The following is a 14,332-nucleotide window of genomic DNA, read 5'->3' as shown; positions in this document are numbered from 1 at the left end:
CGACCGCGAGGCCCTGCCCGCGCCCGAGTTCACGGCCGCCACCGGCGCCGGGCATGTCGAGCCCCGCACCGACACCGAGCGTGCGGTCGCCGAGATCTGGCGCGAGGTGCTCGGACTGGAACGCGTGGGAGCCGAGGACAACTTCTTCGAGCTCGGCGGTGACTCCGTCCGCAGCCTGCTGATCGCTTCCAAGGCCAAAACGGCCTTCGACGTCACCCTCACGCCACGGGACGTCCTGACCGCGCACACCGTCTCGGCCCTCGCGGAGCTGGTCGAGGAGAAGATCCTGCGCGAACTCGAACGGGTTGCCTTCGGTGACGGCATCGACGGCGAAATCTAGGGGAGAGATCCATGTCGTCATCGAAAGAGAGCCGAGTCTCCGCCCTGCCTGCCGACTTGCAGGAGGTGCTGCGCCGACGCCTCGCCGGGCGGGCGCAGCGGTCGGACACCATCCCACCCGCGGACCGCACCCGGCCCCTGCCGCTGTCCTTCTCCCAGCAGCGCCTGTGGTTCCTGGGTGAGTTCCAGCCGGGCGAGGCCGAGTACAACAGTGCTCTGGCCCTGCGCCTGACCGGAGCGCTCGATGTCCCCGCCCTCACCCGTTCGTTGCGGGGGCTCCAGGACCGCCACGAGTCGCTGCGGACCACCTTCGACGAGGTCGAGGGGAAGGGTGTGCAGATCGTGCACCCGCCGAGTGAGCTGCCCGTGCCGGTCATGGACCTGGCCGGTGCGGTCGGTTCCGGCCCCGGTGAGCTGGACCGGTTGCTGCTCACCGAGTACTCGCGCCCGTTCGACCTCCGGCAGGGCCCGCTGTTCCGGGCGCTGCTCGTACGCCTTGGGGAGAGCGAGCATGTCCTCCTTCTGACCGCCCATCACATCGTCACCGACGGCTGGTCGATGGGAGTGCTGGTCGAGGAGTTGAGCACCTCCTACGACGCCGCCCTGCGGGGCGAGGAGCCCGCGTCGGCTCCCATGCCATTGCAGTACGCCGACTTCGCGGTCTGGCAGCGGGGGCGGTTGACGGACGAGGCCCTCGAGGAACAGCTCGGCTACTGGAGGCGCAAGCTCGCGGGCACGTCCCCGCTGGAGCTGCCGACGGACCGCCCCCGACCGGCGGTGCGCACCTCGGCCGGTGCCGTGCACGAGTTCGCCGTCCCGGCCGCTGTCGCCGCGCGGCTCGGCGAGCTGGCCCGCGGCGGGGAGACAACGCTCTTCACCGTCCTCGTTGCCGCCTGCCAGGTGCTCTTCGCCCGGTACAGCGGGCAGGACGACATCGCCGTCGGCACCGTGACCTCCGGCCGCAACCGTCCGGAGCTCGACCGCATGGTCGGCTTCTTCGTCAACACCGTTGTGCTGCGCTCGACCGTCGACGGCTCCATGGGATTCCGCGATGTCCTCGCCGGGGTCAAGGACACGGTGCTCGACGCCTTCGCCCATGACGAGGCGCCGTTCGAGCGGCTGGTGGAGGCGCTCGCAGTCCAGCGGGACGTCAGCCGCAACCCGCTCTTCGACGCGATGGTGCTGCTGCACAACACCCGGCGGACCTCGCCCTCGTTCACCGGCCTGCGGGTCGAGGACGTCGCTGTGTCCAGGCGCGCGGCCAACTTCGACATCAGCGTCGAGTTCGAGGAGGGCGACGGCACGCTCGCGGGTCTGCTCGAGTACAACGCCGACCTCTTCGACCAGGCCACTGCCGAGCGCATGGCCGGTCATCTGCTGGTCCTGCTCGCGGGTATCGCCGCCGACCCGGACTGCCCCGTGGGGCAGTTGCCGCTGCTGGCCGAGGAGGAGCGGCGGACGGTCCTGACCGGCTGGAACGACACCGCGACCGACGTTCCGGCCCTGACGTTCCCGGAGATGTTCGAGGCGCAGGCCGCGCGCACCCCGGATGCGACCGCCCTGGTCTTCCGCGACACCGTGCTGGACTTCGCCACCCTCAATGCCCGAGCCAATCTCCTGGCCCACCGCCTCATTCGGCAGGGCGTCGGGCCGGAGCGGGTCGTGGCGCTCGTCCTTCCGCGCTCGGCGGAGACGGTGATCGGCATCCTCGCCGTGCTGAAGGCCGGCGGTGTCTATCTGCCGGTCGATCCCACCCTGCCCGCCGACCGGATCGAGTATCTGCTCGGTGACGCCCGCCCGGCCCTGGTGCTCGACGCGGCTTCGCTCGCCGCCGCCCTGGAGACGGACCCAGCCACCGGTGCCACCCCGGTCGGCGATCCGACGGACGAGGACCGGGTGGGACCACTGCGGCCCGACAACTGCGCCTATGTCATCTACACCTCGGGCTCCACCGGGCGGCCGAAGGGCGTCGCCGTCGAGCACCGTGCCATGGTCAATCTGCTGGTCAACCATCGCGAGGGCTTCGTCGCCGAGGCCGGTGGCGGACGACTGCGGGTCGCGCTGACCGCGGTGTTCTCGTTCGACACCTCGTTGGAGGGTGTGCTGCTGATGGCCGACGGCCATGAGCTGCATCTGATCGACGAGACCGTGCGGCTGGACCCGCAGGCGCTCGTGGACTACATCGCCGAGCACCGCGTGGACTTCCTCGACCTCACGCCCTCCTACCTTCACCAGTTGCTGCCCGCCGGCCTGCTCACCGATCGCCGGCACCGGCCGAAGGTCCTCATGCTGGGCGGTGAGGCCATCGGTGAGTCCTTGTGGCGGAAGCTGTCGGCCGAGACCGGCACGGTCAGCTACAACTTCTACGGCCCCACCGAGTGCACGGTCGACGCGCTGTCCTGCCGTGTGGGTGAGGGTGAACGGCCCGTGGTGGGACGGCCCTTGGGCAATCTGCGGGCCTATGTGCTCGACGACCGGCTGGACCCGGCGCCGGTCGGTGTGCCGGGCGAGCTCCACCTCGCGGGCGACCAGCTCGCCCGTGGCTATCTGCACCGGCCCGGCCTGACCGCCGAACGGTTCGTCGCGGACCCCTTCGGCGGCGCGGGAACGCGGATGTACCGCACCGGGGATGTGGTGCGCTGGACGCGGAGTGGGACCCTGGAGTACCTGGGCCGCAGCGACGAGCAGGTCAAGATCCGCGGCTTCCGGATCGAACCCGGTGAGATCGAGGCCGCGCTGCTGGGACAGCCCGGTGTCGCGGAGGCGGTCGTCGCGGCCAAGGAGGACGACGGCGGCCGCAAGCGGCTGGTCGCGTACCTCGTACCCGCTGCCGCCGACACCGCGCCGCCCACCGCCGCCGAACTGCGTACGGCGCTCGGGCTGACCCTGCCGGACTACATGGTCCCCTCGGCGTTCGTCGTCCTCGACGCGCTGCCGACGACCACGAGTGGAAAGCTGGACCGCAAAGCCCTCCCGGTGCCGGAGGGCGGCCAGGGCCGCACCGGCCAGTACATTGCCCCGAGCACCCCCATGGAGCAGGAACTCGCCCGGATCTGGGCAGAGGTGCTCGGTGCCGAGAGGGTCGGCGTCGAGGACAACTTCTTCGAGCTCGGCGGCGACTCCATCCTCAGCATCCAGGTGGTCTCCCGAGCACGGCAGGCAGGGCTGGCGCTCGCCTCGAAGGACATCTTCCTCCACCAGACGGTGGGCGCCCTCGCCACCGCTCTCGCCGCCCAGGTCGCCGCCGAGCCGGCGGCCGACGAGCGGACGGTACCGGCAGGTCCTGCGCCGCTGAGCCCGATCCAGCGGTGGTTCTTCGCCACCCACGGCCCGTTGCGGCACTTCACGATGTCCATGGTCGGCGAGGTGGACACCGGCCCCGAGCCGGACGAGGCCGCCCTGGGCTCCGCCGTGGAAGCGGTCGTGGCACACCATGAGGCCCTGCGGACGAGGTTCACCGAGCACGACGGTGAATGGCGGCAGGAGCCGGTCGAGCCGGCGCCGGACGTCCTCGACCGGCGGGATCTGTCGGCCCTGGACGAGGAAGGGCAGCGGGCGGCGATCGAGGAGGCCGCGGCGCGGGCACGCGCGGGCCTCGACCTCGGAACGGGGAAGCTGTTCCAGGCGGTGCTCTTCCTCCTCGGGCCCGGCAGGCGGCCCCGGCTCTTCCTCACCGTGCACCACCTCGCGGTCGACAGTGTCTCCTGGCGGATCCTGCTCGGCGACCTGGAGACGGCCTACCGGCAGATCACGGCAGGCGTGCCGGTGCGGCTGGAGCCGACCGGCACCCCGTTCACCCACTGGGCGCACCGCCTCACCGAGCATGTCCAGGAAGGCGCGCTCGACGGCGACTTGGCGCACTGGACGGAGGTGTCCGGCCAGGCGCGCGCCGACGCGAGCGCCGAGCTTCCGGTGGACCACGACGGCGGCACGGGGACGGCCGGATCCACCCGCACCGTCTCGGTGCGTCTCGGCCGGGAGACCACGGACGCTCTCCTGCACCAGGTGCCCGCCGCCTACCGGACCCAGGTCAACGATGTGCTGATGAGCGCGCTCGGCCGGGTGCTGTGCGACTGGACGGCGCGCGAGAGCGTGCTGGTGGCGATGGAGGGCCACGGCCGCGAAGAGATCCTCGACGGCGTCGATCTGTCCCGCACGGTGGGCTGGTTCACCACGCAGTTCCCCGTCGCTCTGTCGCTTCCCGCCCGCTCCGAGGGGTGGGGTGCGACCCTCAAGGCGGTCAAGGAGCAATTGCGTTCGGTGCCGCACCGCGGACTGAGCTACGAGGCGCTGGCCCATCTGAGCGCCGAAGGCTCGTCGGCCGCCGCGCTGCGGGACGATGTACCGCGGGACGGCGCGCTGCCGCGGATCTGCTTCAACTACCACGGCCAGTGGGACTCGTCGGGGGCCGACGACGTCTTCTACCGGGTGCTGCGGGAGACCGTGGGAGCGGACCTCGCGCCCGACGAGCCCTCCACCTATGCGCTGGATGTCTCCGGCCTGGTCGCCGATGGGGAACTCGAGCTGACCTGGCTGTTCTCCGAGAAGGTCCACGACGAGACGACCGTGCGGCGACTGGCCGAGGCCATGGCCCGTGCCCTGACGCAGATCGTCGAGCACTGCGCCGACCCCGGTGCGGGCGGCCGTACCCCCTCGGACTTCCCACTGGCCCGACTGGATCAGCCGGCCGTCGACCGCCTGGTCGGTGACGGACGCGGGGTCGAGGACGTCTATCCGCTCACGCCGTTGCAGTCCGGGATGCTCTTCCACAGCCTGGTCGACTCCGAGGCCGACATCTACCTCGATCAGGCAAGGCTCCTGCTCGACGGGGTGGCCGACCCGCAGGCGTTCACGTCGGCGTGGCAGCGCGTGGTGGACCGCACTGCGGTGCTGCGCAGCGCGGTGGTCTGGGAAGGCGTCGACGAGCCCTTGCAGGTGGTCCACCGCCGCGTGACGGTGCCGGCGGTCCACCACGACTGGCGGGGCCTCGGCGAGGACGAGCGGGGCGCGGCGCTGGAGCGGCTGCTGGCCGAGGACCGTGCGGCGGGCATGGACCTGCACCGGGCGCCGTTGATGCGGCTGTCCCTGGCCAGGCTCTCCGACGACCGGCTCCTGCTGGTGTGGACCTCGCACCATCTGGTGCTGGACGGGTGGAGCCTCGCCCAGGTCTTCACCGAGGTGTGCGAGCAGTACGCCGCGATCGTCGAGGGGCGGCGGCCCGAGCCCGTACCGCGGCGGCCGTTCCGCGACTACCTGCACTGGCTGGGCGGACAGGACGAGCGCCGGGCCGAGGAGCACTGGCGCTCGGTGCTGGCCGGGTTCGACTCACCCACCGAACTGCCGTACGACCGGCAGCCCTCCGGAGCGCACCGCACCCGTTCGTCCGAGACCGTGCGGGTGGGGCTGACCGCCGAGCAGTCGAGCCTGCTGCACACGATGGCACGGCGCAATGGCCTGACGGTGAACACCGTGGTGCAGGGCGCCTGGGGGTTGCTGCTGTCGAGATTCAGCGGTGCGCCGGATGTGGTGTTCGGGACGACGGTGTCGGGGCGTCCGGCGGAGTTGCCGGGCGTCGAGTCGATGGTGGGCATGTTCATCAACACCGTCCCGACCCGGGTGTCCGTCAATGGCAGCCGGGGCGTGATGGAGTGGCTGCGGGAGGTGCAGGCTCAGCAGAGTGAGTCACGGCGCTTCGACTTCGTCTCGCTCGCGCAGCTCCAGGGATGGAGCGAACTGCCCGGCGGATCCAACCTCTTCGACAGCATGGTCGTGTTCGAGAACTACCCGTTCGACGACTCGGCCACGGCCGGGGCGGGGGTGCGGATCCGAGAGGTCCAGGCCGTTGACGCCACCAACTTCTCCCTGAGCCTGCGCGCCTACCTCTCCGACCGGCTCGGCTTCGATCTCGCCTACGACCCGGCGCTCTTCGACGCGGAGACCGCCGGCTCGCTGGCCGACCGGCTCCTCCTCGTCCTCGCCGGGATCGCCGAGGCCGCCGGGACGACCGGGGATGCCGGGGGCACCGGGGACCCGGACCGGGCCGTGCGGCAGGTGCCCTGGATGCGCGCCGACGAGCGGCAACGGGTGCTGGTGGAGTGGAACAACGGCACGGACGAGGCCGAGGCGGCCCAGGACGAAACGGCGGGCGCGACACTCGTCGACCTCTTCGAGGCGCAGGCGGCCAGGACACCCGAGGCGACCGCGGTCACCTTCGGCGACGACCGCCTGTCCTACGCCGAGTTGAACACCAGGGCCAACCGAGTGGCGCACCGGCTGGCCGAGTTGGGCGCCGGTCCGGAGCGCTATGTGGCGCTCGCGCTTCCGCGTTCGCTCGACATGATCGTGGCCGTCGTCGCCGTGCTCAAGGCCGGGGCCGCCTATCTTCCCCTGGATCCGGACCTCCCCGCCGAGCGCGTCACCCACATGCTGGACGACGCCGAACCGGTGCTGACGCTCAGGGCGCTGGACGACCCCGGGTTCGCCGAAGCCCTGGCCTCGATGCCCGTCACCAACCCGACCGCGGCCCGGCCGGGTCCGGCGAGCCCCGCCTACGCCATCTACACCTCCGGCTCGACCGGCAAGCCCAAGGGCGTGGTGATCCCGCACGCCAATGTAATGCGCCTGTTCACCGGCACCCGCCACTGGTTCGCGTTCGACGAGCACGACGTGTGGACGATGTTCCACTCCCACGCCTTCGACTTCTCGGTGTGGGAGATCTGGGGCGCCCTGCTGCACGGCGGGCGGCTCGTCGTCGTCCCGCACGCGGTGTCGCGCTCGCCCGAGGAGTTCCTGCGGCTGCTGGTCGCCGAGCGGGTCACGGTGCTCAACCAGACGCCCTCGGCGTTCTACCAACTGATGCGCGCCGACCGGGACAACCGGGTGCTCGGCGGGCGGCTCAACCTGCGCCACGTGGTCTTCGGCGGCGAGGCCTTGGACCTGTGGCGGCTGGGGGAGTGGTACGACCTGCACGCGGACAACGCACCCGTGCTCGTCAACATGTACGGGATCACCGAGACCACCGTGCATGTCTCCCACATCGCCCTCGACCGCGCCACCGCCGCCCGGGCCGCCGGCAGCACCATCGGTGTGCCCATCCCCGACCTGCGTGTGTATGTCCTGGACGCCGACCTGTGCCCGGTGCCGCCGGGGGTGGCCGGTGAGATGTATGTCGCGGGCCGCGGACTGGCCCGCGGCTACCTCAACCGGCCGGGGCTGACCGCCGACCGCTTCCTCGCCGACCCGTTCGGCCCGCCCGGCACACGCATGTACCGGACCGGGGACCGGGCGCGGTGGCTGCGCGACGGCAGGCTCGAGTACCTGGGCAGGGCCGACCACCAGGTCAAGATCCGAGGCTTCCGCATCGAACCGGGTGAGATCGAGGCGGTGCTCGCCGGGCACCGCGAGGTCGGCGAGGTGGCCGTCGTCGCCCGCGAGGACCAGCCCGGTGTCAAACGCCTCGTGGCCTATGTGGTCCCCGCCGGGGCGAGCGAGCCGGCCGCTTCCGAGCTGAGGGCGTTCCTCCAGCGCGGCCTGCCCGAGTACATGGTGCCCGCCGCCTTCGTGGTGCTCGACGGGCTGCCCCTGAACTCCAATGGAAAGCTGGACCGCCGGGCCCTGCCCGCGCCGGAGACCGCTGCCGCGAGGCGGACCGGCCATGTCGAGCCGCGGACGGACGACGAGCGGACGGTCGCCCGGATCTGGGCCGAGGTGCTGGGAGTGGAGCGGGTCGGCGCCGAGGACAACTTCTTCGAGCTCGGCGGTGACTCCATCCTCAGCATCCGGGTGACCTCCAGGCTCCGGGCCGCCTTCGGCGTGGAGCTGTCACCGCGGATCGTCTTCACCCACCTCACGGTCGCCGAACTCGCCGCCGCGATCCCCGCCACCTCCCGCGCCGCCGCGATCCCCGCCGTGGACAGGGAGGGGGCGCTGCCGCTGTCCTTCGCCCAGCAACGCCTGTGGTTCCTGAACGAGTTCGAGCCGGACAGCGCCGAGTATGTGACCGCGTTCGCCCTGCGACTGCGCGGCACCCCGGACATCGACGCCCTCACCTCGGCGCTGACCGCCCTGGTTGCCCGGCATGAGCCGCTGCGCACCACGTTCGACGAGGTGGACGGCCGTGGGGCGCAGATCGTGGGCCCGCCGTACGAGGTGCGCCTCGAAGTGGTGGACCTGACCGCGGGCCCGGACCTGAGCGGCGGCGGCTGGGATCGCGAGGCCCGGCTGGCCCGTGTTCTGCGGGAGGAGAGCAGCCGCCCGTTCGACCTGCGGCGCGGGCCGCTGCTGCGTGCCGGTCTGGTGCGGCTGGCCGAGGACGAGCACGCCCTGACGCTGACGATGCATCACATCGTCACCGACGGCTGGTCGACAGGGGTCATCAGCGGCGATCTGAGTGAGCTGTATGCCGCCGCCGTGCGGGGCGAGACCGCCGACCTCGCACCGCTGCCCGTGCAGTACGCCGACTACGCGGCCTGGCAGCGCGAGCTCCACGCCGCCACCGCCCTCGACGGCCAACTGGACCACTGGCGGCGGCGGCTCGCCGCGGTGGCACCACTGGAACTGCCCACCGACCGGCCCCGGCCCGCGGTGCAGACCAAGAACGGTGCCCTGCTGGAGTTCGTCGTCCCCGCCGAACTGACCGCACGGCTACGTGAACTGGGCCGTCGGCACGACGGCACGCTCTTCATGACACTCGTCGCCGTCTGCCAGCTCCTGCTCGCCAAGTGGTCCGGCCAGGACGACATCGCCGTCGGCACCGTCACCTCCGGCCGGGAGCGGGCCGAGGTCGAGCGCCTGGTCGGCATGTTCGTCAACACCCTCGTCCTGCGCTCCACGGTGGACGGCGAGGCGACCTTCACCGAACTCCTCGACTCCGTGCGGACCACCGTGCTGGAAGCGTTCGCCAACCAGGACGTGCCCTTCGAGCGTGTCGTGGACGAGCTCCAGCCGGAACGGGACACCAGCAGGACACCGCTGTTCCAGGCCATGGTGGCGCTGCACAACCTCCAGAGCCAGGTCCCGCGGCTGACGGGCCTCGAGGTCGAGGAGATCGCGCTGCCGGTCACGACGGCGGGCTTCGACCTGAGCTTCGACTTCCTCGAGCGCGACGACGCTCTCGTGGGAGTCGCCGAGTACAACACGGACCTGTTCGACGCGTCCACGATCGAGCGGATGACCACGCATCTGCTGGTGCTGATGGAAGGCATCACCACCGATCCCGACCGCCCGGTGGGACGGCTGCCGATGCTGACGCCGGACGAGCGGCGCCAGGTGCTGGTGGAGTGGAACGACACCTCGCTCGACGTGCCCGCGGTGACCTTCACCGATGTGTTCGAAAAGCAGGTGGCGCGGACTCCGCGGGCGAGCGCGCTGGTCTTCCAGGACAGCGCCGTCGACTTCGCCTTGCTCAATGAGCGGGCCAACCGCCTCGCCCATCACCTCATCGCGCTGGGCGCGGGGCCGGAGCGGGTGGTGGCGGCGGCCCTGCCCCGCACCGCGGACATGGTGGTCGGCCTGCTGGCCGTCCTCAAGTCAGGCGCTGTGTATCTGCCGATCGACCCGGCGCTGCCGGAAGACCGGATCGGCTTCCTGCTCGCGGATGCCGCACCCGCGGTCGTGGTGACCACCGAGGACGCGGGCAATGTCCACAGGACGGTGGACGACGGTACGGCTCTCGTCCTCCTGGACGATGAGGAGACCCGGGCGGCGGTCGCCGCGCGACCCGGCACCAATCCCACCGACGCCGAACGGCTCGCCCCGCTGAGCGTCGACAACCCCGCCTATGTCAGCTACACCTCCGGCTCCACCGGCAAGCCCAAGGGTGTGGTCATCGAGCACCGCCACCTGGTCAATCTCTTCCACGACCACCTGAGAGAGCTCATCGAACCGGGAGCCGCCGCTGCCGGGCACCGGCTGCGGGCCGCGCTGACCGCGGTGTTCTCGTTCGACACGGCATGGGAAGGCCCGCTGTTCATGGCGGCCGGCCATGAACTGCACCTGATCGACGACGCCGTCCGCCTCGATCCGGCCGCCCTCGTCGACTACGTCGCCGAGCGGCACATCGACTTCCTCGACCTCACTCCCTCCTATCTGCACCAGCTCACCGCGGCGGGCCTGCTGACCGATGAGCGGCACCGGCCCCGCCTGCTGATGGTGGGCGGCGAGGCAACCGACGCCGCCCTGTGGCGAGAGCTGGGACAGGCACCGGACACCACCGCCTTCAACTACTACGGCCCCACCGAGTGCACCGTGGACGCGGTGTACTGCCGGGTGGCCGACCCTGCCGGCAGCGGCGGCGCGGGCGACTTCGAGGGCGGGCTCGACCGGCCGGTCATCGGCCGTCCCGGGCGCAACCTCCAGGCCTATGTGCTGGACGGCGCGCTGCGCCCGGTGCCCATCGGTGTCCCCGGTGAACTCCATGTGGCCGGTGCCCAGGTCGCCCGCGGCTATCTGAACCGGCCCGGGCTGACGGCGGACCGGTTCGTCGCCAACCCGTTCGGGACGCCCGGCGAGCGGATGTACCGGACCGGCGACAGGGTGCGGTGGACCGAGAGCGGCACCCTGGAGTATCTGGGCCGCACGGACGAGCAGGTCAAGATCCGCGGCTTCCGGATCGAGCCCGGTGAGATCGAGGCCGCGCTGCTGGCCCATCCCCGGATCGATGAGGCCGTGGTGGTCGCCCGGGAGGACAACGGGCACAAGCGGTTGGTGGCCTACCTGGTGGCCGAAGGCGAAGCCCCCGGCGATGGAGATGGCGGCGGCGATGGCGATGGGGATGGCGGCGGCGATGGCGATGGGGATGGCGGCGGCGATGGCGGTGCCGGGGGGCTGGAGACGTCGGACCTGCGCTCGTGGCTCAAGCGCAGCCTGCCGGACTACATGGTGCCGTCGGCCTTCGTCGTGCTCGACGAGCTGCCGACGACCGTGAGCGGGAAGGTCGACCGCCGTTCATTGCCCGCCCCGCTGCTCCAACCGGCGCAGGAGCGCGGCCATATGGCCCCGCGGACCGCGACCGAAGGCGAGCTGACCCGGATCTGGGCCGAGGTGCTGGGCCTTGAACGGGTCGGCGTCGAGGACAACTTCTTCGGCCTCGGCGGGGACTCGATCCTGAGCATCCAGGTGGTCTCCCGTGCCCGGCAGACGGGACTGCGGCTGACCTCGAAGGACATCTTCCTCTACCAGACCATCGCCGAACTCGCCGCCGGCGTCGACCTCACCCCCGCGCCCGGGACCTCCGTCGAGCAGGCACGACCGGTCGCCGGACCCGCCCCGCTCACCCCGATCCAGCGCTGGTTCCTCGACGGCAAGGACAGCGCCGGGCCCCGCGGCGAACTGCACTTCACCATGACGACGTTCGTGGAACTCGCCGGCGACGTCGACGAGGACGCGCTGGCCGGGGCGCTGGACGCGCTGGTGGCGCACCACGACGCCCTGCGCACGCGCTTCCACCACGACGACGACGGGACGTGGTGGCAGGACGTCCCCACGGCCGGTACCGGTGACGTCGGGTCCGCGGGAGTGCTGCGCCGCCACGACCTCGCCGCGGTGGTGGGCGAGCAAGCCCGGAACGCCGCCATGGAGGAGGCCGCCGTAGCGGCCCGGGCCGGCCTGGACATCGTCAACGGTCCCCTGCTCGCCGCGCTGCTGTTCACCTTCGGCGGGGAGCGGCCGCCCCGCCTGCTCCTCACCGTCCACCACCTGGTGATCGACGGCGTTTCCTGGCGGATCGTCCTCGGTGATCTGGAGACGGCCTACCAGCAGATCACGGCCGGGCAGCCGGTGGACCTCGGGACCAGGACGAGCGGGTACGGGGAATGGGCACACAGGCTCAAGGAGCATGTCAGGGCCGGTGCGTTCGACGCCGACCTCCCCTACTGGTCCGGCGCGTCCGACCCCGTCGCCGCCACCCTTCCCCTGGACCGCGGCGGGCCCAACACGGCGGCCTCCGCCCGTACCGTCTCCGTCCGGCTCGGCCGGGAGGACACCGACGCCCTTCTGCACAAGGTTCCCGGGGTCTACCGCACCCAGGTCAACGATGTGCTCCTGAGCGCCCTGGGCCGGGTGCTGGCGCGCTGGACGGGCCATGACCGGGTGCTCATCGGCGTGGAAGGCCATGGCCGGGAGGAGGTCGTCGAAGGGCTGGACCTGTCGGAGACGGTCGGCTGGTTCACCGCCGAGTTCCCCGTCGCCCTGTCCCTTCCCGCGTCGACCGGGGACGACTGGAGGCAGACCCTCACGTCGGTGAAGGAGCAACTGCGGGCCGTGCCCCACCGAGGGCTGAGCTATGGCGCGCTGCGCCACCTGAGCGCCGACAGCGCACCGGCCGCGGCGCTGCGGGACGACCCGCAGCCGGGGATCAGCTTCAACTACCACGGCCAGTGGGATGTGGCACCCGCCTGCGCGGAAGGCCCGGAAGGGCTCTACCGCGCCTGGCTGCCGGGAATCGGGCAGGACGCCGACCCTGAAGGCACCCGCGCCTGCCTCCTGGATGTCACGGGTGTGGTCGCGGACGGCGAGCTGGAGCTCGGCTGGACGTACTCCGACGAGCTCCACGACGAGGAGACCGTGCGGCGGCTTGCGGTCGAGGTCGTCGAGTCGCTGCGGGAGATCGTGGAGCACTGCGCCCGGCTGGACGCCGGCGGTCGTACCCCGTCGGACTTCCCGCTCGCGCACCTGGATCAGGAACAGGTGGATCTGGTCGTCGGGCGCGGTCCCGCGGTGGACGCCATCGAGGATGTCTACCCGCTGACACCGCTCCAGGCCGGGATGCTGTTCCATGGCCTCGTCGATGCAAAGGGTGCCTACTTCGACCAGGTGTCGCTGCGGCTGACCGGGGTCCTCGACCCCCAGGCATTCGGCGAGGCATGGCAGCGGGTGGTCGACCGGACGCCCGTGCTGCGCAGCCGTGCGGTATGGGAAGGCGTCGACCGGCCATTGCAGGTGGTCCACCGCCGAGTGACCGTGCCAACGGTCCACCACGACTGGCGCGCTCTCGCCGAGGCCGAGCGCGACGGTGAGCTGGAGCGGCTGCTGGCCGAGGACCGCGCGGCAGGCATGGACCTGGACCGGGCACCGTTGATGCGGCTGGCCGTCGTCAGGCTCTCCGACGACGAGATTCTGCTCGTGTGGACCTCGCACCACCTGGTGCTGGACGGCTGGAGCACGGGCCAGATCTTCGCGGAGGTCTGCGAGCAGTACGCGGCCATGGTCGAGGGGCGCACGCCGCGGGTGGAGGCACGCCGGCCGTTCCGTGACTTCCTCAAGTGGCTGGGCGAGCAGGACGAGCGGCAGGCCGAGGAGCACTGGCGCTCGGTGCTGGCCGGATTCGAGGCGCGGACACCGCTGCCGTACGACCGGCAGCCCGTCGAGGCTCACCGGGCCGAGTCGGGGGAGCTGGTGCACTTCGAACTCCCCGAGGAGACCTCCGCCGAGCTGCATGCGATGGCCAGACGCCATGGTCTGACGGTGAACACCGTGGTGCAGGGTGCTTGGGGGCTGTTGCTGTCGCGGTACAGCGGTGAGTCGGACGTGGTGTTCGGCACGACGGTGTCCGGGCGTCCGGCGGAGCTGGCGGGTGTGGAGTCGATGGTCGGCATGTTCATCAACACCGTGCCGACGCGCGTGTCCGTCGACGGTGGTGAAGGTGTGCTGCCGTGGCTGCGGGAGTTGCAGGTCCAGCAGAGTGAGTCACGGCGCTTCGACTTCGTCTCGCTGGCGCAGATCCAGGGATGGAGCGAACTGCCCAGCGGCGCCGGCCTGTTCGACAGCATTGTGGTCTTCGAGAACTACCCGTTCGACGACTCGACTTCGGAAGGCGCGGGCCTGCGCGTCCATGAGGTCCAGGCCGTCGACGCCACCAACTTCCCGCTGAGCCTGCGCGCCTACATCTCCGACCGGCTGGGCTTTGACCTGGCCTACGACCCGGCGTTGTTCGATGTGGGGACGGTGGAGGGGTTGGCGGGGCGTTTGGGGTTGGTGTTGTCGGGTGTTGTTGGTG

General features: G+C 71.2%; 2 protein-coding genes. Both read left to right on the top strand.

Translation table 11 applies throughout. The features are described from left to right. The coding region (locus IEY86_RS34705) for a phosphopantetheine-binding protein (RefSeq protein WP_189135891.1) at positions 1 to 340 on the top strand (340 nt) is incomplete at its 5' end. 11 nt (positions 341 to 351) lie between these two features. Next, a partial coding sequence (locus IEY86_RS34700) for a non-ribosomal peptide synthase/polyketide synthase (protein ID WP_189135890.1) occupies positions 352 to 14,332 on the top strand: 13,981 nt, incomplete at its 3' end.

The organism is Wenjunlia tyrosinilytica (genome assembly GCF_014646055.1).
GTDB classification, from domain to species: Bacteria; Actinomycetota; Actinomycetes; order Streptomycetales; family Streptomycetaceae; genus Wenjunlia; species Wenjunlia tyrosinilytica.
Note: the sequence above shows the minus strand (reverse complement) of the source record. Positions and strands in the feature narration are given on the sequence as shown.